Source organism: Hyphomicrobium sp. CS1GBMeth3 (assembly GCF_900117455.1).
Classification (GTDB): Bacteria; Pseudomonadota; Alphaproteobacteria; order Rhizobiales; family Hyphomicrobiaceae; genus Hyphomicrobium_C.
This window is the reverse complement of record NZ_FPHO01000002.1, coordinates 1,349,302-1,372,183: the sequence shown is the minus strand read 5'-3', so window position 1 is coordinate 1,372,183 and position 22,882 is coordinate 1,349,302. Positions and strand designations below refer to the sequence as shown.

The window sequence follows — 22,882 nt, the reverse complement described above, 5'->3', positions numbered from 1 at the left end:
GCTGGTTTACGCAGAGGCCCGCTGCACAGCTGCGTTCGCGGGAGTGCCATCTCCGCTTGCGGCATAGCCCATCGCAGCAGCATAGCGAATTGCAATCGGCGTAACGAGTTCGCCGATCCGTGCGCCGGCTGTCGATATCAGCGTTTTGACAGCCCGCGAAGCAACGATCCAAAGACGATTTGCCGGAGCTTGTTCTTTGGAACTGAGCTTGAAGAACAACCAACTCTGCAAAATGATGAAAGCGACACACGCGGTGACAATCACGAATTTTCCGGCACCTGAGCTCGGGCCCAAGGTTTGCAGATAGAGCACCATATTACCGAAGGCGAAGGTGAAGAGACTTGTCTTGCCGATAAACGTCACGCCATCCGCCCAGCGGTAGCCCCTCACGTCGAACAGGTAGACACACACGCTTGTGGCTAGAATCGTCAGGACCAGTCCAACCGCATAGTAAAAAGGATGATTGTCATTGCGGTAGGTGGAGTGGTCGGTCGCTTGCAACACATGATCGAGACCACTCCATAAACTGATAACCGCTGTGGCGCCGAGCAACATAAGGCCGCCCAGAATCAGCAGCGCTTGCCGCCGTTCTCTTTGATTTCCGTACAGCAGCTTGCCGAACGCTGAGCCGATGATCATTCCGCCGACGACGAATGTCAGCCCGTGAAGCAACGACGGCGCGCCTATCCCGGAATGTCCCCCGCCATACAGAAACCCAACGATAGGGCCAAGCAAGTCCCGGCCGAGTATGGGCTCTGGCGCAGGGATCATTTTCAGAATCGGATAGGCGAGATGCACGAAAAACAAAAACGCGAACAGGGCGATGAGGCCGAACCGTATCCGCACCCAGATGATCAGCGGAGCAAATAACAGGGAGACCGCATAGAATCTGAGGATGTCGGTGTAGGGCGTCATGCCCGCCAGAAGGATGGTTCGGGTCGCAAAGCCGAGCGTGTACTTTCCGACGACAACCAGCGCGATGACAGTAATCACATAAAGGATATAGCACTGCCCCGCTCGGTTCAGCAGGCGGCTGGTCGCCGTGATTGCATGCCCGTTCCGGTATCGCTCCACATACACGAGCTCGAGCATGACGCCGAACAGCGAGACGAAGATCGGGGTCGCTGCGGTAGATATGAACTTGAGCCAAAGGAAGCTTTGACCGGCCCAAAATACTTCGAATTCAGCAAAAACGTGGTTGATCATAGCAAGGAGAATGGCGACCGAGCGACAGATATCGATGCCGCTTATGCGCCCCGGCGAGCCTCGACCGGATACTGGCGTCTTGGGACCCTCGCCCACACTCATATTCATAAACCAAACGTCATCAAATTATATGTAAACGCATTAAATACACTGAAAACTTGACGTTTGCCGTACCAATTTAGCACGAAGGTTAGCGCTAGGGCGTATTTCGCGTCGTTGCTGCCACTGAGACAGCCTGCGGCTTCTCCCGAAATATCACGGTGCGAAGGGGCAGCTCTCTGATCAAAAGTGGGATTAGGACTCGTAGATCATGTCCTCGTGCGTGCTGGCGACATGCAGCTTGATGAGTTCGACGGCCGTCTCCACATCGCGCCGCGCGATCGCATCGTAAAGCGAACGCAGCAGCATCTGGGTGCTGCGGATCTTGGACGGCGTCAGCATCTGCATGCGGCTTGAGGCCCATTGTGGCTGCCGTCGAACCTCGTGCAGGATCGCGTACATGGCGGCGATCAGCGAATTGTGCGTGCCGAGCGCGATCATCATCATGAAGTCGTCCTCGAGCGAGGCGAACCTGTCCGACTCCGTGACGATGGATTCGATCTGCGCCAGCTGCTGGCTGAGCTCGGAAAGATCGCGGGTCGACATGTAGATTGTCGCGAGCCGCACCATTTCCGGCTCGAGGATCGATTCCGCGACGTTCATTGCGAACGGCGAGGCCGTCTCGGCGAGCTGGTGAATCGTGAGCTGGCCCGACTGCTGACCTCCGTTGGCCTCGATTTTTTGTAACGCCGGGCCGCGATGCGACACGAAGGTGCCGCTTCCGGCCCGCCGCGAGACCACGTCATAGGTTGCAAGGAACTCGAGCGCTTGTCGGATCGTGGCGCGCGTCGCCTCGAACTCGACCGCAAGGTCGCGTTCGGCGGGAATCCGCGTCCCGAACGTATAGGCCCCCGATGAGATGCGCGCGAAGATGGCCGTGGCAATCTCTTTCGCTTGCGGCGTGGTGAGCGGATGGCGTGAGATGTCGTTGACCCACGGGGGCGTTGTGACGTCGATGGTCTGGGTCATGTTATCGCCTGCTTGATGTAAGGGTGGCCGCGCGGGCCGAGCGGTCAGCGGAGGCATTCTCGGAACTACCCGGCGCGCTCGCGCCGAGGCTTGGGCGGATGAGCGCCAGCAACGCGAGCGCCGGCCCGAGCAGCTGCCAGATGTCCGTCGGCCACGTCTCGAGGCGGCCGTATTGAGCGTTCAGCTCGGTTGCTTTGTCCGCATAGGGCGTGTCAGCCGACTGGGTCTTGGGGGCCGACGTATCCCCGTCACGCAGCAACTGCACCTCGGGCGAGCGGGTGCCGTGCAGGCCCGACAGAAGCGAGGCAAGCGTAGGCGCCATCGCTTGAGCAGCCGTCGCCGAGCCGACGGCAAGGCGATTGAAGCGGGTGATGGCCAGCGCGGCTTCGCACTGGTGCTGGAGGCGCTTGCGCTGAATGGATTGAAATACCCCGAGATTTTTCGAGGCGAGCCGGAACTGGAATGCAGAGCTTCCCGCCGCGAGTGCCGGGTCCGAGTTTTCGGCCAGGCTAACAAGACGCATCCAGCCTCGCTCGGCGGCTGCAAGATGTGCGTCCGCCTCCGAGGGCGCGCTGAGGAGAGCGTGGGCAACGCCGGCATTCGACTGGGCAACCGCGCGCCGCGGGTCATCGGGAAGGAATGGATCGACCTCCGCTCCGGCAGAAATCCACAGCCTACCGGCCTCGGAATGCCGCGAAGCCCCAATCGCCTGGAAGCCCGCAATTGTCATGCGCGCCCATTCGTTTGGTCTCTCGCTCATGGACGTTTCCCGCTCTTGTACCGAGCTTTTTGGATGCTCGGTTTTCATAAGAATGCCTGAGTTCGACGGAATTGCAACCAATAAGTACCAATAAAAACCAATATAGCTTTGCAGGTGCAGCAATGAATCAAATTTTCAGGAGTTCAAGGCGCTTATTCATTGTGCAGTTGCACAAAGTTCAAACATTTTTCTTGGAGATGGAATTTTACGGGTTGCGAGGGGGAAAGCATTTCATAAGATGCCGGTTGTCCGGCGTTCTGGTGGTATAAAATGGTTTGAATTGGTTGCGATTGTGAGCGCTTCCAGAGCCTGCCCGGCACCAGTTTCGGCTTTTCCCGATCGCGGGGTTTCGCGCCGGGCAAAGGGGAAACGGGGAGGAAATCAAAGAAAAACTTGAACCGATAACAACGCAGCAGGGAGCAACCAATGACGGGAATGGGAGCGCTAGCGGCCGACGCCGTGCCAGGTGAATCTTCAACTCATCTGGTACGGGCCATTGATTGGAGAGGGGCTTTTTGGGTAGCGAGCGGCGTTCCCGCCCTCGTCTTGTTTTCGATAGGCGGAATTGCAGGCGTTGCGGGAAATGTCGCTTTTCTCGTCTGGACTGTCTCGATGCTCATGGGCCTCGTTCAGTCCTTCACTTACGCTGAAATCGCGGGCCTTTTTCCCAATAAGTCAGGCGGCGCATCCGTTTATGGTGCCGCGGCCTGGGTCCGTTACTCCAAGGTGATCGCGCCGCTCTCGGTGTGGTGCAACTGGTTCGCCTGGACCCCAGTGCTTTCGCTCGGCTGCTCCATCGCAGCCGCCTACATCCTGAACGCTCTAGTGCCGATCCCGCCTGCCGACGCGCCGCACGTGTTGGCCTGGGTCAGCGCACACGCCAGCTCGATTCCCGCGGATTCGCCCCGCGTCCTGGAGTGGCTCGCCGCCCACGAAGGCAAAACCGCGGCTGATGCAGTGTCTACCCTTCTTTCGGCCGATGCCGTTGCAGCGCTGACGCCTGCCATCCGTGAGTGGACGCTGTTCCAGGGCACGCTGGGCCCGGTGTCGTTCTCCTTCAACGCCGCGTTTGTTATCGGCGCCGTATTGATGCTCGTCACCTTCGCGATCCAGCATCGCGGCATCCTCGGCACGGCCGCCGTGCAGAAGTTCATCGGCCTCGCCGTCATCATCCCGATGTTCATCGTCGGCATCGTTCCGATTCTAACCGGGCAGATCGACTGGTCGAATTACACGCCCATCCAGCCGCTGGCCGCTGCCTACGAGCCGGCGCTCGGCGAATGGAACATCCCCGGCTGGACGCTCGTCCTCGGCGCCATGTTTATCGCCGCGTGGTCGACCTATGGCTTCGAGACCGCCATTTGCTACACGCGTGAGTTCCGCGATCCCGGCCGCGACACCTTCAAGGCCATATTCTACTCGGGACTGCTCTGCCTCGCGCTCTTCACGCTGGTGCCGTTCACGTTCCAGGGCGTGCTGGGACTCGACGGCATGCTCGCGCCGTCCATCGTCGATGGCTCGGGTGTTGCCGAGGCCATGGGTCAGATGGTCGGCCACGGAGGATGGATCACGAGCCTGCTCGTGATGATGATGATCCTTGCGCTCATGCTCTGCCTGATGACGGCGATGGCAGGTTCCTCGCGCACGCTTTACCAGGGCGCGCGGGACGGCTGGCTGCCGCGCTATCTGACCCACGTCAACTCGCACGGCGCGCCAACGGCCGCCATGTGGACGGATCTCGTGGTCAACCTGGCGATCCTGGCCATTGCCTGCGCCGACGCGACGAGCTTCTTCTTCATCCTCGCCGTGTCGAACTGTGGTTACATCATCTTCAACTTCCTCAACCTGAACTCGGGCTGGATTCACCGCATCGACAACGCGCACGTGACGCGGCCGTGGCGCGCGCCGACGTGGGTGATCGCAGCGGGCACCGTGCTCGCCTACGTCAACGCGGTCTTCATGGGCGCGGGCGCGAAGGTGTGGAACCCGATCGCGCTCTGGGCAGGCTTGTTCACCGCGTTCCTGATCCTGCCCGTGTTCTGGTACCGCCACTATGTCCAGGACAAGGGCGTGTTCCCCGCTCACATGCTGAGCGATCTCGGATTGACCCAGGCAGATCTGAAGCAGCGCAAAGCCGGCATCCTTCCCTACCTCACGCTCGTCGCGGGGTTGGCGGTGGTGCTGATCGCGAACTGGTTCTTCCAGCTGCCCGGGTAGACGCGCGAAGTGGGCTGTGGCGGGTTCCTCCGCCGCCACGGCCCGCTTCGACCAAGGGCCGGAAACGGCAGTTTGAAGTGAGGTGGATGCCCGTGAGCGGAATTAAAAGCCGGCCAGTCTATCCTGGTCTTAGTCCCGACCCGAACGCCCGCTCCAATCTGATCGTCTGCGATCAGGGTGGAGCAGAAGCAGCGGCCGAGCTTCTTGCCCGTGCCGACGCCGAATTCGGACAACGCACGAACATCATCCTCGCCGCTGAGGGTATGAGCACAGGCGAGCGCGACGCGGCCGTGAAACGCCTCGCGCCCACAAGCGTCGAGGTCGTGGACGACCTCACGACGGCAATCGGGCGCCTCAACGCCAGGCTGGCCGCGGCGACCATGGGTCTGCGTCTCTACGCAGCCGGTACGGAGCCGCTGATTGGCTCGGTCGTGCAGGCCGGCGCCAAGCACTTCATCGACCCGCTGTCGGTCCGCACGGAGCATCGCGGCTCGCTGAAGCGTCGCGTCCAGTGCGTGCACTGCAAGGGCATGATCGAAAACGTCACCACCAACCCGGTCCCGTGCCCGCACTGCGGGCTGCTGCTGCTGGTCCGCGATCACTATTCCCGGCGTCTCGCCGCCTTCCAAGGCGTCTGCATCAACGCCGAAGATCCGCAAGACAAGCCCGAGCCTCAGGTGGAGTTCCAATGACGACTTCGTCCCTACGCCGCGTCCGTGTCGCCGAGATTGAGCCGGTCGCAAGCCGCATCAAGCGCTTCCGTCTCGTCAGTGCGGACTCTGAGCCGCTGACGCAGTTCTCGGGAGGCTCGCACGTCACCGTCAGCATGAGGGCGGACGGACGCATGTTCCGAAACCCCTACTCGCTGATGAGTACTCCGAGTGATCCATCGAGCTACGAGATCGGTGTGCTCAAGGTTCAGGACTCGCGCGGCGGCTCAGAATTCATGCACGAGCAGGTCCGCGTTGGCACAGAGCTCGAGATCAGCGAGCCCCTGAACCTGTTCCCACCCGCCAAGCTTGCACGCAAACACATTCTCGTCGCCGGCGGCATCGGTATCACGCCCTTCATGTCGATGATGAGCGAGCTCAACGCTCTCGGCGCCGATTTCGAGTTGCACTATGGCGTTCGCTCACTCGAGGACGGAGCGTTCTGCAAGCTGCTCGAGACGCTCTACGGCTCGCGCGTGCATCTCTACATCCAAGACAAGGGCCAGCTTGTCCCACTGGAGAAGGTGCTGAGCAACCAGCCGCTCGGCGCGCACATGTATGTCTGCGGCCCGAAACCCATGATCGATTGGGCGCTGAGAACTGCAACGCTCGCAGGCTGGCCCGACGAGAACGTCCATTCGGAGCAATTCTCAACGCCTCCGTCCGGTAAGCCGTTTGTCGTCAAGCTGACGCGTTCGGCGCGTGAAATCACGGTCGGTGGCCACCAGAGCATCCTCGAGGCGCTGGAGCAGAACGGCATCGACGCGACGTTCCTCTGCCGCGGCGGTGCCTGCGGCCAGTGTGAGACCCAGGTCGTCGCCTGCGACGGCTTCATTGAGCACAACGACCATTACCTGAGCGAAGCCGACAAGGCCGCGGGCCGCAAGATCATGATCTGCATTTCCCGCATTTCCGGCGACGCCATCACGCTCGACCTCTGAGCGCCCCCAGAACCCCGCGATCCAGGGAGACACACGACATGGTGTTGGCATTCAAGACTGAAACGTTCCGCGACGACTTCACGTTCTCGAACAGTCCCGAAGCGATCCGTCGTTTCCCGTTCCCGTTCCACGAGGACAAGTACATGTATGCGGTTAACATAGAGCCGCACGTGCCGGGTCCGAAGGGATCGGTCTACGAGTTCCCGATCGACATCGACGAGCATTACGTGTCCGAGATGCGCGACCGCGAGCAGGTGCTCGCCGCCGATCCGGGCCGCTGTCAAGCGCTGCCGCACATGATGACGGCCCAATGGGACATGCTCGAGCTTCTGATGACGAGCATGGCGCGCGACTATCCCGAGCACTTCTCGCTAACCCAAGATGGTGACCGCTGGCATTGGATCAACCGCCCGCTCGGCATCGATCAGAAATTCACCTTCGGCGATCACACGACGCTGCCGTATGAGCCGATGGAGTACATCGGCCGCCAGTGCCAGGGCGATTTCTCTATCCAGGACCAGCGCGACGGACAGCTCTGGATGGACGCCGGCCTGATCACCACGCAGGCCGATTGGTCGCTCGACTTCGACATCGGCATGAACTTCTTCGAGTGGCACGGGCCTGTGCCGCTGGCGCACGAGAAGGGCGTGTTTGAGCGCGCTCTGAAGTTCCTCTTGAATCTTCAGGTCGGCAAGCCCGTCCGCCGCCTGAATTGGACGATGACGATCAATCCGCGCCTCGATACGAGCCCCGAGAATTACCACAAGTGGGGCACCGACCGCACGACGGTGACGCCGGAGAACGTCGGCGACAAGGTGCACTTGCGCGTCGAGCTGCAGGGCCTGTGGCGGTTGCCGCGCTCCAACGCGATCCTGTTCTCGATCCGCTGCTACATGATCAAGATGAAGGAGCTCGCGACGGTTCCGAAGTGGGGTCGCCGCCTGCCACGCGTGCTCGAGACGTTGCCCAACGAGATCGCCGACTACAAGGGCCTGACGCGCTATCGCCAGACGACAATCGACTGGCTCAAGAAATACGACGATGGCGCGCCGACCTCGCCCGGCGGCGGGCCGGACTGAGCCAACCACCCACCGACAACACCCCAATATCCCTCAAAGCAATCAAACGGGAGGTCTATTCAATGAGCCTGAGCAAGGAAACCAGACAGTCGGTCTTGAACGATCGACACATCGCACTCGGAGCGGACATGACGGCAACGTCGTGGAACGATATGCCGATCCCGCAGAACTATGCGACCGATCCCTACGACGAGGTGACTGCGATCCGCACCAAGGCCGGCCTCATCGAGGTCACCGCCCTCAAGATGCTGAACGTCACGGGTCCGGATGCGCTGAGCTTCCTCAATTACCTCCTGACCTCCGACGTCTCGAAGGCTCAGCCCGGGGACTCGCACATCTCGAACATCGTCAACGAGGAGGGCGCGCTAATCGATGACGTGCTCGTCTACGTGGACGGTCCGAACGAGTTCCGTCTCTCCCACGGCGGTGGCGCTCTCGAGGAGGCTCTGCCCTCCGTGGCGGCCAAGTTCAACGTCTCGGTGAAGCGCGACAACGACGTTCATATCCTGTCCCTGCAGGGGCCTCTCGCGCTCGAGGTGCTGGCGCCCCATACGCCGATGGACCTCGCCGCCCTGCCGTATTTCCGGCACGAGAAGACGACGTTGTTCGGGAAGCCGGTCAGCATCGCCCGCGGCGGCTACTCGGCCGAGCGCGGCTACGAGGTCTTCTGCTCGGCGGCGGACGCCCACTTCATCTGGGACAAGATCCTCGAGGTCGGAAAGGACAAGGGCGTAATCCCGGTGTCCTGGACATCGCTCGATATCGTCCGCGTCGAAGGCGGTCTCCTGTTCTTCCCGTTCGACATGACGCACGGGGACACCACGCCTTGGGAGGTGAAAGCCGACTGGACCGTTGATCTCTCGAAGTCCGACTTCATCGGCAAGGAAGCCCTGATCGCAAGGAAGGGCAAGGAGCGCTCGTTCATCACCGGTCTCGAGGTCGACACCGACCGCGCAGTCGAGCCGGGTTCGAAGATCACCTCCGGCGGCAAGCAGGTCGGCGTCGTGACCAGCACGGTCTTCTCGAGGCACCTGATGAAATCGCTCGCCATGGCGCAGATCGAGCAGGAGTACACCAAGCTCGGCACCGAGCTCGTCATCGAGGACAACGGAGAGCTACCCGCCACCGTCGTCAGAATGCCCTTCTACGACCCGCTCCGCCTGCGCACGCATCCGCGGAGCTAGAAGCAAGACCACTCCGCCGCCGCGCCCCGCGTGGCGGCGGACTTATGACTGAAACCCTCATGGTCCGGATCGGTGCTCTCACGGACGTCTGACATCACCATTGGAGTGTGGAAGGAAGCGAAATGACTCAACAGCGCATCGCCATCATTGGAGCCGGTCCGAGCGGTCTTGCCGTCCTGAGGGCCTTCGAGAGCGCCCGTCTCAAGGGCGCAACGATTCCCGATATCGTCTGCTACGAGCGCCAGAAGGATAGCGGCGGCATCTGGAACTACACGTGGCGCACCGGCACCGACGAGTATGGCGAGCCCGTTCACGCCAGTATGTACCGCTATTTGTGGTCGAACGGTCCCAAGGAGTGTCTCGAGTTCTCCGACTACTCCTTCGAGGAGCATTTCGGTCGCCCGATCCCGTCATTCCCGCCCCGCGCCGTACTGCACGACTACATCAAGGGCCGTATCGAGCGGAACGGCATCTCGCATTACATCAAGCTCAACCACGCCGTGCGTTGGGTGAGCTATAGCGAAAAGACCGGCAAGTTCACGGTGACGGTGAAGGATCTCGAGCATGACTCGCTGACGTCGTCCGAGTTCGACTACGTGTTCTGCGCCAGCGGTCACTTCTCGGTGCCGCAAATTCCGGAGTTTCCGGGTCTCGACAAATTCCCGGGCCGCGTTCTCCACTCGCATGACTTCCGCTCGGCGGACGAGTTCGCGGGCAAGGACGTGCTGTGCATCGGCGCGAGCTACTCGTCGGAAGACATCGGCATCCAGTGCTACAAATACGGCGCCAAGTCGGTGACGTTCTCGTATCGCACGCGGGCCATGGGCTTTAACTGGCCCGAGAATTTTTCCGAACGTCCGTTGCTCGAGAGAGTCGAAGGTAAGACCTGCTATTTCAAGGACGGCACCAGCAAAGAGATCGATGCCATCATCCTGTGCACCGGTTACCTCCACCACCACCCGTTCCTCGAGGACAACCTGCGTCTGAAGACGCGCAACCGCCTTTATCCGCCGAGCCTCTACAAGGGCATCTTCTGGTACGGCAACCCGAAGCTGATGTTCATCGGCATGCAGGATCAGTTCTACACCTTCAATATGTTCGACGCGCAGGCATGGTACGCCCGTGATGTTGTCCTCGGCCGCATCAAGCTGCCGAGGTACGACGAGATGGCGGCCGACATTCAGAAATGGATCGCTTTGGAGGAGGCGGTAGAGGATCCCTCGCAAGCCATCGACTTCCAGACGGAGTACGTGCGCGATCTCATCACGCCGACCGACTACCCGCGCCTTGACGTCGATGGCGTCGCCAAGATGTTCAAGGAGTGGGAGCATCACAAGATGGAGAACATCTTGACCTACCGCGATCAGTCGCACCGGTCATTGCTCACCGGCACAGTGGCGCCGGTCCACCACACCCCGTGGATGCAGGCGCTGGACGACTCGATGGAGGCCTTCCTCAATCAGCCGGACACCAAGCCCGCAGAGGCTGCCGAGTAGTCGCCGGGTGCAGACAAGGAGCCGGCCGGCTCTGATGAGGCGGCCGGCTCATCCGCATCGCTTCCAGTATCGAGGATGCCCCATCTCGAGGATGCCATGAGCGCAACCATTCTAACTTCGCCATCGCGACCGAAGCTCTTCGCCGCGGGCACCACCTCGCTTGAGCCGGCCGTCGAGCGTTACGTGCTGAAGGCAGGCGGCACGGCGGGCTTCGAGATCGACGCGGGTGACCGCATCGAGATCGCGTCGCTCGAGGGTGGTCAGCCCGTCGAGGTCGTCGTCTTTGGAGCCAAGGGCAAGAGTGATCTCGGTGCCCTCGGCCTCACCGGCCGCGCGCGCCCGCTTGGTATCGAGCGCGCCCTGTCGGAGGATACCGAGGACGCGGCACGCGTCCGCTTCGGTCTCTTCCGGCGCGGGTTCGACCTAAGCCACGCCAAAGCTGTTCGCCTTTTGGCACCCGATGCCGGCCCTGGCGAGACGGTTGCGATGGAAGCGGAGCGTAGTTGCTTCGCCGTCTTCGGCGCACCCGCCGAGCCAATGGTTGTCTGGGAGCAGACGCCGCCGTCCGATGTGTTGATCTTTATCCGCCGCGCCAACCCGCGCCTTCTGAACACGGCCCGCCTGCCGGATCCGATCGCCGAGCCGCGCCTCGATATACGCATCGACGTCGCCAGCGCCGGGAGCTTCGAGGTCTACGAGGGCGAGTACATCCAGATCATCGACGTGCAGGGCCGCCAGTGCTCCGACTTCCTGGCCTTCAACCGCAAGGCGCTCGACGAGGGCCGCGAGCATGGCCTCGATGCGGTAACGACACGGACGCTGAATGGCGCCGCTTATCCGGTGCCGGGCCTCCTGCATTCGAAGTTCTTCGACCGCGATCGCAATCCTCTGGTCGAGATCGTGCAGGACACCGTCGGCCGCCACGACACGTTCAACCTCGCGTGCACCACGCGCTACTACGAGGACATGGGCTACTTCGGCCATCCGAACTGCACGGACAACTTCAACAACGCCCTGAAGCAATACACGCCCATCAGCGCCCAGAGCGGCTGGCCGGCGATCAACTTCTTCTACAATACCAACGTCGACTGCCATAACCACATCTGGTCGGACGAGCCGTGGTCGCGCCCCGGCGACTACGTCGTCATGCGCGCGCTGACCGACCTCGTCTGCGGTGCCTCGTCGTGTCCCTCCGACATCGATGCGTCCAACGGCTGGCACCTGACGGAAATCCAGGTGCGGGTCTACCCCAAGGACGCTCCCTTCAAACGCTCGATCGGATACAGAATGTCACCAGACGCTCCCCTCCAGCTCACGCGCGAGAGCGGGTTCCACCCACGCACCTCCGCACTCACGCGCGCCTTCGGCGAATACCGCGGCTTCTGGGTACCGCATCACTTCGCCAACGCCGGCGCCATCGAGGAGTACTGGGCTTGCCGCGAGGGCGCCGTGATCATGGATCTCTCGCCGCTGCGCAAGATGGAGGTGCTGGGCCCCGATTCCGAGGAATTCCTGCAAGGCATCGTTACCCGTGACGTTCGCAAGCTCTCTGTCGGCCAAGTGTTCTACACCACCATGTGCTACGAGCACGGCGGCATGGTTGACGACGGCACGCTGTTCCGCCTCGGCGAGAACAACTTCCGCTGGATCGGCGGCGACGACGCGAGCCTGATCTGGCTGAAGCAGCAGGCTGAGAAGTCGAATTTCAACATCAACCTCAAGACCGCGACGCCCGAGATTCACAACGTCGCCGTCCAGGGGCCGAAGTCCCGCGAGATCTTGAAGGAGGTGGTCGGCACGCAGCCGGGCCGTCCGACCATCGAGGAGCTTGGTCTCTTCCGCTTCACCATCGGCCGCATCGGAGGTGTCGCCGGCATCCCCGTGCTCGTCTCGCGCACCGGCTATACGGGCGAGCTTGGCTACGAGGTCTTCTGCCACCCGAAGGATGCACCTGCCGTGTGGGACGCCATCATGGCCGTCGGCAAGCCGCTGGGGCTCACGCCATTCGGCTTCGAAGCACTCGACATGGTGCGCATCGAGGCGGGCCTCGTCTTCGGCGGCCACGATTTCGACAGCACCACCGACCCGTTCGAGGCCGGAATCGCCTTCACGGTGCCCGCCAAGAAGGAGGAGGACTACATCGGTCGCGCCGCGATCGAGAAGCGCCGCGCCAATCCGCTGCGCAAGCTTGTGGGCCTTGAGATCACCGGTAACGAGAAGCCGTCCCACGGCGATCCGGTGTTCGTCGGCCGCGCACAGGTCGGCATAATCACCAGTGCCCTGCGCTCGCCCCTCCTGAAGAAGACGCTGGCCTTCGCCCGCGTCGACGTCACTCACGCCGAACTCGACATGAAGCTTGAGATCGGACGTCTCGACGGGCTGCAAAAGCGCTTCAAGGCCAAGGTTGTCCCGTTCCCGTTCTACGATCCCAAGAAGGAGCGTGTTCGGATGTAGGGCGCGGATCCCAACCGACTCTGATTTCCCCCTCCACGGCTGTGTGCAACTGTGGACCAACTGGACACCTCAACCCCGTTGAGGTGTCCTCTTTTTTGTGTGTGGGACGGAAGCCTCAGCCCCTACGCCAGCTTCATCAGAACGATCCCGAAGAAAATCATGGAGGCCGCACCGATCCGCACCGCGTCAGCGGCTTCCCCAAGCATCAGCACGCCGACCGAGAACGCGCCGATCGCGCCAATGCCGGTCCAGATCGCATAGGCAGTCCCGAGCGGCAGCGTCTTCATGGCGAGCGCGAGAAACAGGAAGCTTGCGGCCATGGCCCCGAGGGTAATGCCGCTTGGCACGAGCTTCGTGAAGCCGTCGGACTGCTTCATGGCGAAGGCCCAGACGATTTCGAGCAAACCGGCGATGACGAGATAGATCCAGGCCACGATAGCCTCCTCCACGCTCCGGGTCGTCCCGGAATCTTACCCATGGCGGGGGAGGTCGTGGCCTCGCAGGCTCATATAATAGAATGTGTTGCCGCGACTTCAAGCATGGGAAGGCGGCGGGCGACACATCGATCGCGGCCTCTTCACAGCTGAACCCAAAACGTCTATCAGAACCGCTCGCGCGCGGCCGTACGGTGGAATATCGCTTCGCGTATGCGGGTGTAGCTCAATGGTAGAGCAGCAGCCTTCCAAGCTGAATACGTGGGTTCGATTCCCATCACCCGCTCCAACTTCCGCTTGATCACCGCGGGTGCGTTTGGGGGAGAGTGCCGATGCTCATTACGACGACCAATGAGCTTGAGGGCTACCGCGTCGTGCAGCATCTGGGCGTCGTGCGCGGCCTCACCGTCCGCTCGCGCAGCGTGGTCGGCAACATCGGCGCCGCGATCCAGATCCTGTTCGGCGGCAACATCTCGCTCTATACCAAGCTCGCCGAGCAGACGCGCCAGGAGGCTTTCGATCTCTTGATCAAGCAGGCCGAGTCCAAAGGTGCCAACGCCATCCTCGCCATGCGCTACGACGCCAACGAGATCGCCTCCGCCGTGACCGAGGTGCTGGCCTATGGCACGGCCGTCGTTGTCGAGAAGGTCGGGTGACGGAATAGGCGGCGAGTTCGCGCCGAAAATGGCAGCGTAACGGCGGCGCGTGCTGTGGATAACTGGGCGATGCGAAGGTTTGTTGCTGCACGCCCCAATAAAGTCACCTTAAGGCGGTGACAAACGTCAAAAGTTCGGCTAAGGATGCCGCCCCCGCATAAGGCATGTGCGCCTTTCGCGTCGATGAGGCGCGTATAAGCCGTGCGATAGGGGTGTAGCTCAATTGGCAGAGCGTCGGTCTCCAAAACCGAAGGCTGGGGGTTCGAGACCCTCCACCCCTGCCATGAGGTTTATTGGGTGGATCAGTGAAGAGGGCGCCTGGTCCAGCCCGCAGATTCACCCTTTGGGCATGGGTGCGTCAATTTGTCGCATGGCGCTCGGGAAGCGGTTTTGATGTCGAAGTTCAATCCGTTCGAATTCGTTCAAGAGGTACGGCAGGAGGTCTCCAAAGTCACCTGGCCGACGAGGAAGGAAGTGTGGATTACCACGGTCATGGTTCTGATCATGGTGGCCCTGGCTTCCGTCTTCTTCCTCTTCACGGACTTGGCACTCGGATGGCTGGTTAACTGGGTGCTTGGGCTCGGCGCTTGACCCCGAGAAGTATGCCGGGTTTGCGGGGCGTCCCGCGGGGCAGGACACGAGAGACGATCTAAGAAATGGCCAAGCGCTGGTACATCGTTCACGCCTACACCAACTTCGAGCGCAAGGTGGCCGACGCCATCAAGGAGCGCGCGCGGTCGGCTGGGCTCGACACCCTCTTCGAAGAGGTGGTTGTGCCGACCGAGGAGGTCGTGGAGGTGAAGCGCGGCCGCAAGGTGCAGGCTGAGCGCAAGTTCCTTCCTGGCTACGTGCTGGTGAAGATGGAGATGACCGACGCCGCCTTCGTGCTGATCAAGAACACGCCGAAGGTGACCGGGTTCCTCGGTGCCGACAACAAGCCGATTCCGATCTCGGATGACGAGGCGGCCCGCATCCTGAACCAGGTCAAGGAGGGCGTCGAGCGTCCGAAGCCTTCGATCATCTACGAGGTCGGCGAGCAGGTGAAGGTCGTCGATGGTCCCTTCGCCTCGTTCCAGGGCGAAGTCGAGGAAGTGGACGGCGAGCGTTCCCGCCTCAAGGTCGGCGTTTCGATCTTCGGCCGCAAGACGCCGGTCGAGCTCGAGTTCGGGCAGGTGGAGAAGGTGCCGGCCTAGCGGCTGGCAAGACTATGAGCTTCCGGTGCGATTGCCGCGCCGGTCGAGGGTGGAGAGAGCCGCATGCGGTCTGTCCGCCCGAATTTGCGGGAGGGTCCGGGATTAGCCCGTACCCGATGACCGCTAACCCTGAGGATGCGCAAGCTTCCTCGAGAACTTAGGGGATACGATGGCAAAGAAGATCGACGGCTACATCAACCTACAGGTCCCGGCGGGAGCGGCCAATCCGTCTCCGCCGATCGGCCCTGCGCTTGGCCAGCGCGGCGTCAATATCATGGAGTTCTGCAAGTCCTTCAACGCCAAGACGAAGGACCTTGAGCAGGGTACACCGATTCCGGTGAAGATCACGGTCTATTCCGACCGCTCCTTCACCTTCGAGATGCGCACGCCGCCGGCGACGTATCTGATCAAGAAGGCCGCGGGCATGAAGCCCACGGGCAAGCCCGGCTCTGGCTCGAAGGCCCCCGGCCGCGACGTCGCTGGCCAGATCACCATCGCTCAGCTTCAGGAAATCGCGAAGCTGAAGATGAAGGACATGAACACGGACAATCTGGAGCAGGCCACCAAGACGATCGCCGGCTCTGCCCGTTCGATGGGCCTCAGGGTGGTGGAGTAGTCGCATGGCCAAGGAAGCAAAGAAATCGTCCGTCGCCCCTGAGGTGATCGCCGCGACGCACGCTGCGGGTGGCAAGCGCAACGCCGAGGTCCAGAAGGGCATCGACCGCAACAAGGCGTATGGTGTCGAAGAGGCTGTGCGCCTGATCAAGTCGCGCGCCAAGGCGAAGTTCGACGAGACGATCGAGGTCGCCATGAACCTCGGCGTCGATCCGAAGCACGCTGACCAGGTCGTGCGCGGCGTCTGCAATCTGCCGAACGGCTCGGGCCGCACGGCGCGCGTCGCCGTCTTCGCCCGCGGCCCCAAGGCCGAGGAGGCCAAGGCCGCCGGCGCCGACGTCGTCGGTGCTGAGGATCTCGTCGAGAGCGTCTCGAAGGGCGTGATCAACTTCGATCGCTGCATCGCGACGCCGGACATGATGGGCCTTGTCGGCCGTCTCGGTAAGGTGCTCGGCCCGCGCGGCCTGATGCCGAACCCGCGCGTCGGCACTGTGACGATGGACGTCACCAGCGCCATCAAGGGCGCCAAGGGTGGCTCGGTTGAGTTCCGCGTCGAGAAGGCGGGCATCGTGCACGCCGGCATCGGCAAGGCGAGCTTCACGGAGCAGGCGCTCGTCGAGAACATCAAGGCGTTCGTCGATGCCGTGTCCAAGGGCAAGCCTGCAGGCGCCAAGGGCACGTACATCAAGAAGGTGTCGCTCTCCTCGACCATGGGGCCGGGCGTGAAGGTCGACACCGGAACCGTCGTTTCGGCTGCCCCGGCCGCGTAAGCGGACGGGCTCGCAGCCCCGGACCATGATCGCCGAAGGCCCTATCAGCCTGAGGCGTCGGTCTGGAACAAGAATTCCGCAATGCCCGCTCACGGGCAGGCATTGCGGATCTCTCGCCGAAAGGCGGGAGCCTGTCCGAGAATGATGGGCGCTGAGCCGAGAGATCGGTGAGGCTTAATCCTCGAAAGAGGGCCCGCAGGAGACGGGAGACCACCCGGTTTGACGCTCGATAGAGCGCCGTTCCGGTATGAGCCTTCTGGGTCAGCACCGTGCCGCTCACGCGCGCGGTCAGGACAGGACGAGCGTCGCGGTAGGGCACTCCCTTGGGTCAAGGGAGGGGTCGAACCCCGCGGCAAGGTGCAACCCGCGATGAGGCCGCAAGGCCTAAATCGCAACCAGGAGTGTTGAGGTGGATAGAGCCGCAAAACACGAGCTCGTGACGAACCTCCACGAGGTGTTGAAGGACACCGGCGTGGTCGTCGTCGCCCACAACACCGGCTTGGTGGCTTCTCAATCGGCAGAGCTCCGCAAACGCGTCAAAGAGGCGGGCGGTGCTGTCAAGGTAGCCAAGAACAAGCTGGTGAAGCTCGCGCTCAAGGACACCCAGGCCGAAGGCATTTCTGATCTCTTCACCGGGCCGACCATTTTGGCCTACTCGAAGGATCCGATTGCCGCGGCAAAGGCAGCCGTCAACTACGCCAAGGAAAACGAGAAGCTCGTGATCCTCGGCGGTGCGATGGGCACCTCTGTTCTTGATGCGAACGGCGTCAAAGCTCTCGCCGAACTGCCCTCGCTTGACGAGCTCCGGGCCAAGCTGATCGGTCTCTTGAACGCGCCGGCGACGAAGATCGCCCGCACGATCAAAGAGCCCGGCGCCAAGCTCGCGCGCGTCGTCCAAGCCAAGGCATCGCAGGGCGAAGCCGCATAAGACTTTGTGGAAACTAACAAAACCGGCGCTTTCAGCCATCCGAAGGCTGAGACAAAGCGCCCCTCTCGAAGGCTTAACCGGAAGGATTATATACAATGTCGGATCTTGCGAAGATCGTTGAGGATCTGTCGAACCTGACCGTTCTTGAAGCAGCTGAGCTCGCCAAACTTCTCGAGGAGAAGTGGGGCGTGTCGGCTGCTGCCGCTGTGGCCGTTGCGGCTGCCCCGGCTGCTGGCGGCGCTGCCGCTGCTGCAGAGGAGCAGACCGAGTTCACGGTCATCCTGAAGTCGGGCGGCGACAAGAAGATCAACGTGATCAAGGAAGTGCGCGCCATCACGGGCCTTGGCCTCAAGGAAGCCAAGGACCTCGTCGAGGCCGGCGGCAAGACCGTGAAGGAAGGCGTCTCGAAGGACGAGGCGCAGAAGCTCAAGAAGCAGCTCGAGGATCAGGGCGCTGTGGTCGAGCTGAAGTAAGGCACTTGGCGGTAGGCAGTCGGGCAGTCGGGAAACCGGTCGCTCTTACTGCCTACTGCCGCACGTCTGTCTGCCGAAGGCGGGCAGATGAAAGAATGGCCGTGTCCGCCGAAAAGGCGGGCCGCGAGACGGTTCCCCGGAGGATCTCAAGTGGGTCAAAACCCGCTTCGAGGCCCTCCGGCGAGCCGTTTAAGAGGTTCAGGACCATGATCGCTTCAGGCCTTATCGGCCTGAAGCGTGAATCATCGGTCCAGAAGGAGACCATGATCGCTTCAGGCCTTATCAGCCTGAAGCGTGAATCATCGGTCTCGACGAGACGAGGCGTAGGGGATGGCGACCCCGGCGCTGGGCACAAAAAGGCGAGTGGTTGTGCAGCCCCCTGGCACGGCCCCGGCGAGATGAGGAGCGGGATATGGCTGAGACGACCTTCAATGGCCGCAAGCGCATTCGTAAACAATTCGGGCACATCCGTGAGGTCGCGGAGATGCCGAACCTCATCGAGGTTCAGAAAAGCTCCTACGACGACTTTTTGATGGTCAAGGAGCCGCCCGGCGGCCGCCCTGACGATCACGGCCTGCAGGCAGTCTTCAAGTCCGTATTCCCGATCTCCGACTTCTCCGGCCGTGCGACGCTCGAGTTCGTGCGCTACGAGTTCGAGCCGCCGAAGTACGACGTCGACGAGTGCATGCAGCGCGACATGACCTACTCCGCGCCGCTGAAGGTCAAGCTGCGTCTGATCGTGTTCGATGTGAACGAGGAGACGGGCTCGAAGTCGATCAAGGACGTCAAGGAGCAGGACGTCTACATGGGCGACATGCCGCTCATGACGTCGAACGGCACCTTCGTCATCAACGGCACCGAGCGTGTCATCGTCTCGCAGATGCACCGTTCGCCGGGCGTGTTCTTCGATCACGACCGTGGCCGCACGCACGCCTCGGGCAAGCTCCTGTTCGCCGCCCGCATCATCCCGTACCGCGGCTCCTGGCTCGACTTCGAATTCGACGCCAAGGACAATGTCTATGTGCGCATCGACCGTCGCCGCAAGCTGCCGGTGACGACGCTGCTCTACGCGCTCGGCCTCGACGACGAAGAGATCCTGTCGACGTTCTACAAGCAGATCTCGGTCAAGGAATCGAAGCGCGGCTGGAAGATGCCGTTCGCGCCCGAGAAGATGCGCGGCATGACCCCGCTCGCCGACCTCATGGACGCCAAGTCCGGCGACGTCGTCGCCAAGGCGGGCGAGAAGATCACGGCCCGCAAGGCGCGTGAGCTTGCTGAGAACGGTCTCAAGGAGGTGCTCGTCTCGTCCGAGGATCTCGCCGGCCGTTACATCGCCGAGGACATCGTCAACCTGGAGAACGGCCAGATCTACGCTGAAGCCGGCGCGGAACTGGACGCGAAGCTGCTTGCCGAGCTCAAAGACCAGAAGGTCAAGGAGTTCCACGTCCTCGACATCGACCACGTCAACATCGGCCCGTTCATCCGCAACACGCTGAACATCGACAAGAACTCGAACGGCCAGGAAGCGCTGATGGACATCTACCGGGTCATGCGCCCGGGCGAGCCGCCGACCATCGAGGCGGCGACCAATCTGTTCCACAGCCTGTTCTTCGACGCGGAGCGCTATGATCTCTCGGCCGTCGGCCGCGTGAAGATGAACATGCGCCTCGAGCTCGATGCGCCGGACACCATGCGCGTGCTGCGCCGCGAGGACATCCTCGCCGTGATCAAGACGCTGGTCGACCTGCGCGACGGCCGTGGCGAGATCGACGACATCGACCACCTCGGCAACCGCCGCGTGCGTTCGGTCGGCGAGCTGATGGAGAACCAGTACCGCGTCGGCCTGCTCCGCATGGAGCGCGCCATCAAGGAGCGCATGAGCTCGGTCGAGATCGACACCGTGATGCCGCAGGACCTCATCAACGCCAAGCCGGCGGCGGCGGCAGTGCGCGAGTTCTTCGGCTCCTCGCAGCTCTCGCAGTTCATGGACCAGACCAACCCGCTCTCCGAGATCACCCACAAGCGCCGTCTCTCGGCGCTTGGCCCGGGCGGCTTGACGCGCGAGCGCGCCGGCTTCGAGGTGCGCGACGTGCATCCGACGCACTACGGCCGCATCTGCCCGATTGAGACGCCGGAAGGCCCGAACATCGGCCTTATCAACTCACTCGCGACCTTTGCGCGCGTGAACAAATACGGCTTCATCGAGAGCCCCTACCGCAAGGTGAAGGACGGCAAGGTGACCGACACCGTGGCCTATCTCTCCGCCATGGAGGAGATGCGCCACCACGTCGCCCAGGCCAACGCCGACATCGACGCCAAGGGCAACCTGACCGAGGACCTCGTCACGGTTCGCTATCAGGGCGACGTGATGCTCGTGCCGACGGAGCGCGTCGACTACATCGACGTGTCGCCGAAGCAGCTCGTCTCCGTCGCGGCCGCGCTCATCCCGTTCCTCGAGAACGATGACGCCAACCGCGCGCTCATGGGCTCGAACATGCAGCGTCAGGCTGTGCCGCTCGTGAAGGCTGAGGCGCCGCTCGTCGGCACCGGCATGGAGGAAGTGGTGGCCCGTGACTCGGGCGCCGCCATCGCCGCACGCCGCGCCGGCATCGTCGACCAGGTGGACGCCACCCGTATCGTTATCCGTGCGACCGACGAGACGGATCCGTCGAAACCCGGCGTCGACATCTACCGCCTGCGTAAGTTCCAGCGCTCGAACCAGAACACCTGCATCAACCAGCGCCCGCTGATCAACGTCGGCGATCGCGTCGAGGCCGGTGAGATCATCGCTGACGGCCCCTCGACGGACCTCGGCGATCTGGCGCTCGGCAAGAACGTGCTCGTCGCGTTCATGCCGTGGATGGGCTACAACTTCGAGGACTCCATCCTCCTCTCAGAGCGTGTCGTGTACGACGACGTCTTCACCTCGATCCACATCGAGGAGTTCGAAGTTATGGCCCGCGACACCAAGCTCGGGCCGGAGGAGATCACGCGCGACATTCCGAACGTCTCGGAAGAAGCGCTGAAGAACCTCGACGAGGCCGGCATCGTCTACATCGGCGCCGAGGTGAATCCGGGCGACATCCTCGTCGGCAAGATCACGCCGAAGGGCGAGAGCCCGATGACTCCGGAAGAGAAGCTCCTGCGCGCCATCTTCGGCGAGAAGGCATCCGACGTGCGCGATACCTCGCTGCGTCTGCCGCCGGGCGTCACCGGCACGGTGGTCGAGGTGCGCGTGTTCAATCGCCACGGCGTCGACAAGGACGAGCGTGCCATGGCGATCGAGCGCGAGGAGATCGAGCGTCTCGCCAAGGACCGCGACGACGAGCTGCAGATTCTCGACCGTAACGTCTACGCGCGTCTGAAGGACTCGCTCCTCGGCAAGGAAGTCGCCAAGGGACCGCGCGGCGCGCGCAAAGGCACCTCGCTTGACGAGGAGATCCTGGCCGACATCCCGCGCAGCCAGTGGTGGGAGATCGGCCTCAAGGACGAGAAGGCCCAGGCCGAGGTCGAGGCCATCAACAAGCAGTACGAGGAAGCCAAGAAGAGCCTCGAGCGTCGCTTCGTTGACAAGGTCGACAAGCTGCAGCGCGGTGACGAGCTGCCGCCCGGCGTCATGAAGATGGTCAAGGTCTTCGTCGCCGTGAAGCGCAAGATCCAGCCGGGCGACAAGATGGCCGGCCGTCACGGTAACAAGGGCGTCGTCTCGCTCATCGTGCCGTGCGAGGACATGCCGTTCCTCGAGGACGGCACGCATGTCGACGTGGTGTTGAACCCGCTCGGCGTGCCCTCGCGCATGAACGTCGGCCAGATCCTGGAGACGCACTTGGGCTGGGCCTGCCGTGGCTTGGGTCGCATCATCGACGAGGCGCTGCAGGAGTTCCATGCCTCTGGCAAGGCTGACGAGCTGCGCGCCGAGATGGAGAAGATCTACGGCAAGGATGTCATCAAGTCGTCGGTCAATGACGACGACCTCGCATCCGTTGCCGAGAAGCTGACCAAGGGTGTGCCGATCGCGACTCCGGTGTTCGACGGCGCCAAGGAAGCCGATATCGTCGACATGCTCGATGCTGCCGGCTTCGACAGCTCGGGCCAGGTCCGCCTCTACGACGGACGCACGGGCGAGCCGTTCGATCGCAAGGTGACGGTGGGCTACAAGTACATCCTGAAGCTCCACCATCTCGTCGACGACAAGATCCACGCGCGTTCGATCGGCCCGTACTCGCTCGTCACCCAGCAGCCGCTGGGCGGCAAGGCGCAGTTCGGCGGCCAGCGCTTCGGCGAAATGGAGGTCTGGGCGCTGGAAGCTTATGGCGCCGCCTACACGCTGCAGGAGATGCTGACCGTGAAGTCGGACGACGTCGCAGGCCGTACCAAGGTCTACGAGGCCATCGTGCGCGGCGACGATGCGTTTGAGGCAGGCGTTCCGGAAAGCTTCAACGTGTTGGTCAAGGAGATGCGTGCGCTCGGCCTCAACGTCGAGCTGATCAACTCCGATACGCCCGCGGTCGAGGAAGAAGCCGCGCCGTCGGCTGAGCGGCCGCGTCTGCCACCGGCAGCCGCCGAGTAACGATTGCAAATCGGTGAGGGGCAGCCAAGCGCTGCGAGCCGCTTCTGCCCCTCGCTTTACCCTCGGTCCGCAGATGCCGGGCAGAGGGAGCACCGACGAAATTCTTGGGACGCCGCCCCCGCGCGTCC

At 62.4% G+C, this 22,882-nt stretch carries 19 protein-coding genes and 2 tRNA genes; 17 read left to right on the top strand and 4 right to left on the bottom strand.

What is annotated here, in order from left to right:
- Positions 1-6: 6 nt before the first annotated feature.
- The 3 genes from opgC to CS1GBM3_RS06690 all read right to left on the bottom strand — a co-directional run bounded on the left by opgC (position 7) and on the right by CS1GBM3_RS06690 (position 3,034).
- Positions 7-1,302, bottom strand: coding sequence for an OpgC domain-containing protein (gene opgC, locus CS1GBM3_RS06700; RefSeq protein WP_171946435.1), 1,296 nt, complete (start codon positions 1,300-1,302; stop codon positions 7-9).
- 198 nt (positions 1,303-1,500) lie between these two features.
- On the bottom strand, positions 1,501-2,274 hold the full coding sequence (locus tag CS1GBM3_RS06695; protein WP_072393049.1) for a FadR/GntR family transcriptional regulator: 774 nt from the start codon (positions 2,272-2,274) through the stop codon (positions 1,501-1,503).
- A gap of 1 nt (position 2,275) precedes the next feature.
- Complete coding sequence (locus tag CS1GBM3_RS06690; protein ID WP_072393047.1) at positions 2,276-3,034, bottom strand: hypothetical protein; 759 nt, start codon at positions 3,032-3,034, stop codon at positions 2,276-2,278.
- Between the two features lie 435 nt (positions 3,035-3,469).
- On the opposite strand from CS1GBM3_RS06690, the gene CS1GBM3_RS06685 reads away from it, so the two are divergent.
- From CS1GBM3_RS06685 to CS1GBM3_RS06655, 7 genes are all read left to right on the top strand, one after another.
- Positions 3,470-5,251: an APC family permease gene (locus CS1GBM3_RS06685; RefSeq protein WP_072393045.1), complete on the top strand. Its 1,782-nt coding sequence runs from the start codon at positions 3,470-3,472 to the stop codon at positions 5,249-5,251.
- Between the two features lie 86 nt (positions 5,252-5,337).
- Positions 5,338-5,943: a dimethylamine monooxygenase subunit DmmA family protein gene (locus CS1GBM3_RS06680; protein ID WP_072393043.1), complete on the top strand. Its 606-nt coding sequence runs from the start codon at positions 5,338-5,340 to the stop codon at positions 5,941-5,943.
- On the top strand, positions 5,940-6,902 hold the full coding sequence (locus tag CS1GBM3_RS06675) for a PDR/VanB family oxidoreductase (RefSeq protein ID WP_072393041.1): 963 nt from the start codon (positions 5,940-5,942) through the stop codon (positions 6,900-6,902). The genes CS1GBM3_RS06680 and CS1GBM3_RS06675 overlap by 4 nt, the downstream gene beginning before the upstream one ends.
- Positions 6,903-6,940: 38 nt before the next feature.
- Complete coding sequence (locus tag CS1GBM3_RS06670; protein WP_072393029.1) at positions 6,941-7,981, top strand: heme-dependent oxidative N-demethylase family protein; 1,041 nt, start codon at positions 6,941-6,943, stop codon at positions 7,979-7,981.
- 62 nt (positions 7,982-8,043) lie between these two features.
- Positions 8,044-9,165, top strand: a complete 1,122-nt coding sequence (locus CS1GBM3_RS06665) for an aminomethyl transferase family protein (RefSeq protein ID WP_072393026.1) — start codon at positions 8,044-8,046, stop codon at positions 9,163-9,165.
- A 122-nt stretch (positions 9,166-9,287) separates the two neighbouring features.
- Entirely contained in the window at positions 9,288-10,661 is a 1,374-nt protein-coding gene (locus CS1GBM3_RS06660) for a flavin-containing monooxygenase (protein WP_072393023.1), read from the top strand.
- Between the two features lie 96 nt (positions 10,662-10,757).
- Positions 10,758-13,115, top strand: a complete 2,358-nt coding sequence (locus tag CS1GBM3_RS06655; protein ID WP_072393809.1) for a DUF1989 domain-containing protein — start codon at positions 10,758-10,760, stop codon at positions 13,113-13,115.
- A gap of 122 nt (positions 13,116-13,237) precedes the next feature.
- Here the strand turns inward: CS1GBM3_RS06655 and CS1GBM3_RS06650 are convergent, their stop codons facing one another.
- Positions 13,238-13,549, bottom strand: a complete 312-nt coding sequence (locus CS1GBM3_RS06650) for a DMT family transporter (protein WP_072393020.1) — start codon at positions 13,547-13,549, stop codon at positions 13,238-13,240.
- A gap of 215 nt (positions 13,550-13,764) precedes the next feature.
- Between CS1GBM3_RS06650 and CS1GBM3_RS06645 the strand changes: the two genes are divergently transcribed.
- From CS1GBM3_RS06645 to rpoB, 10 genes are all read left to right on the top strand, one after another.
- Positions 13,765-13,838 (top strand) — tRNA-Gly (locus CS1GBM3_RS06645).
- Between the two features lie 43 nt (positions 13,839-13,881).
- A complete protein-coding gene (locus tag CS1GBM3_RS06640; RefSeq protein WP_072393017.1) occupies positions 13,882-14,205 on the top strand; it encodes a YbjQ family protein in 324 nt (107 codons plus the stop codon).
- A gap of 208 nt (positions 14,206-14,413) precedes the next feature.
- Positions 14,414-14,489, top strand: a tRNA-Trp gene (locus CS1GBM3_RS06635).
- A 109-nt stretch (positions 14,490-14,598) separates the two neighbouring features.
- A complete protein-coding gene (gene secE / locus CS1GBM3_RS06630) occupies positions 14,599-14,796 on the top strand; it encodes a preprotein translocase subunit SecE (protein WP_072393014.1) in 198 nt (65 codons plus the stop codon).
- Positions 14,797-14,861: 65 nt separating this feature from the next.
- On the top strand, positions 14,862-15,398 hold the full coding sequence (gene nusG / locus CS1GBM3_RS06625; RefSeq protein WP_072393011.1) for a transcription termination/antitermination protein NusG: 537 nt from the start codon (positions 14,862-14,864) through the stop codon (positions 15,396-15,398).
- Between the two features lie 169 nt (positions 15,399-15,567).
- The gene (rplK, locus tag CS1GBM3_RS06620) at positions 15,568-16,014 is read left to right on the top strand and encodes a 50S ribosomal protein L11 (protein ID WP_072393009.1); all 447 of its coding nucleotides are present in this window, start codon (positions 15,568-15,570) and stop codon (positions 16,012-16,014) included.
- A gap of 4 nt (positions 16,015-16,018) precedes the next feature.
- A complete protein-coding gene (gene rplA / locus CS1GBM3_RS06615) occupies positions 16,019-16,783 on the top strand; it encodes a 50S ribosomal protein L1 (RefSeq protein ID WP_072393006.1) in 765 nt (254 codons plus the stop codon).
- 409 nt (positions 16,784-17,192) lie between these two features.
- A complete protein-coding gene (gene rplJ, locus CS1GBM3_RS06610) occupies positions 17,193-17,711 on the top strand; it encodes a 50S ribosomal protein L10 (RefSeq protein ID WP_072393003.1) in 519 nt (172 codons plus the stop codon).
- Between the two features lie 95 nt (positions 17,712-17,806).
- On the top strand, positions 17,807-18,184 hold the full coding sequence (gene rplL, locus CS1GBM3_RS06605; RefSeq protein WP_072393000.1) for a 50S ribosomal protein L7/L12: 378 nt from the start codon (positions 17,807-17,809) through the stop codon (positions 18,182-18,184).
- Between the two features lie 412 nt (positions 18,185-18,596).
- Positions 18,597-22,754, top strand: a complete 4,158-nt coding sequence (rpoB, locus tag CS1GBM3_RS06595; RefSeq protein WP_072392994.1) for a DNA-directed RNA polymerase subunit beta — start codon at positions 18,597-18,599, stop codon at positions 22,752-22,754.
- Positions 22,755-22,882 lie beyond the last annotated feature (128 nt).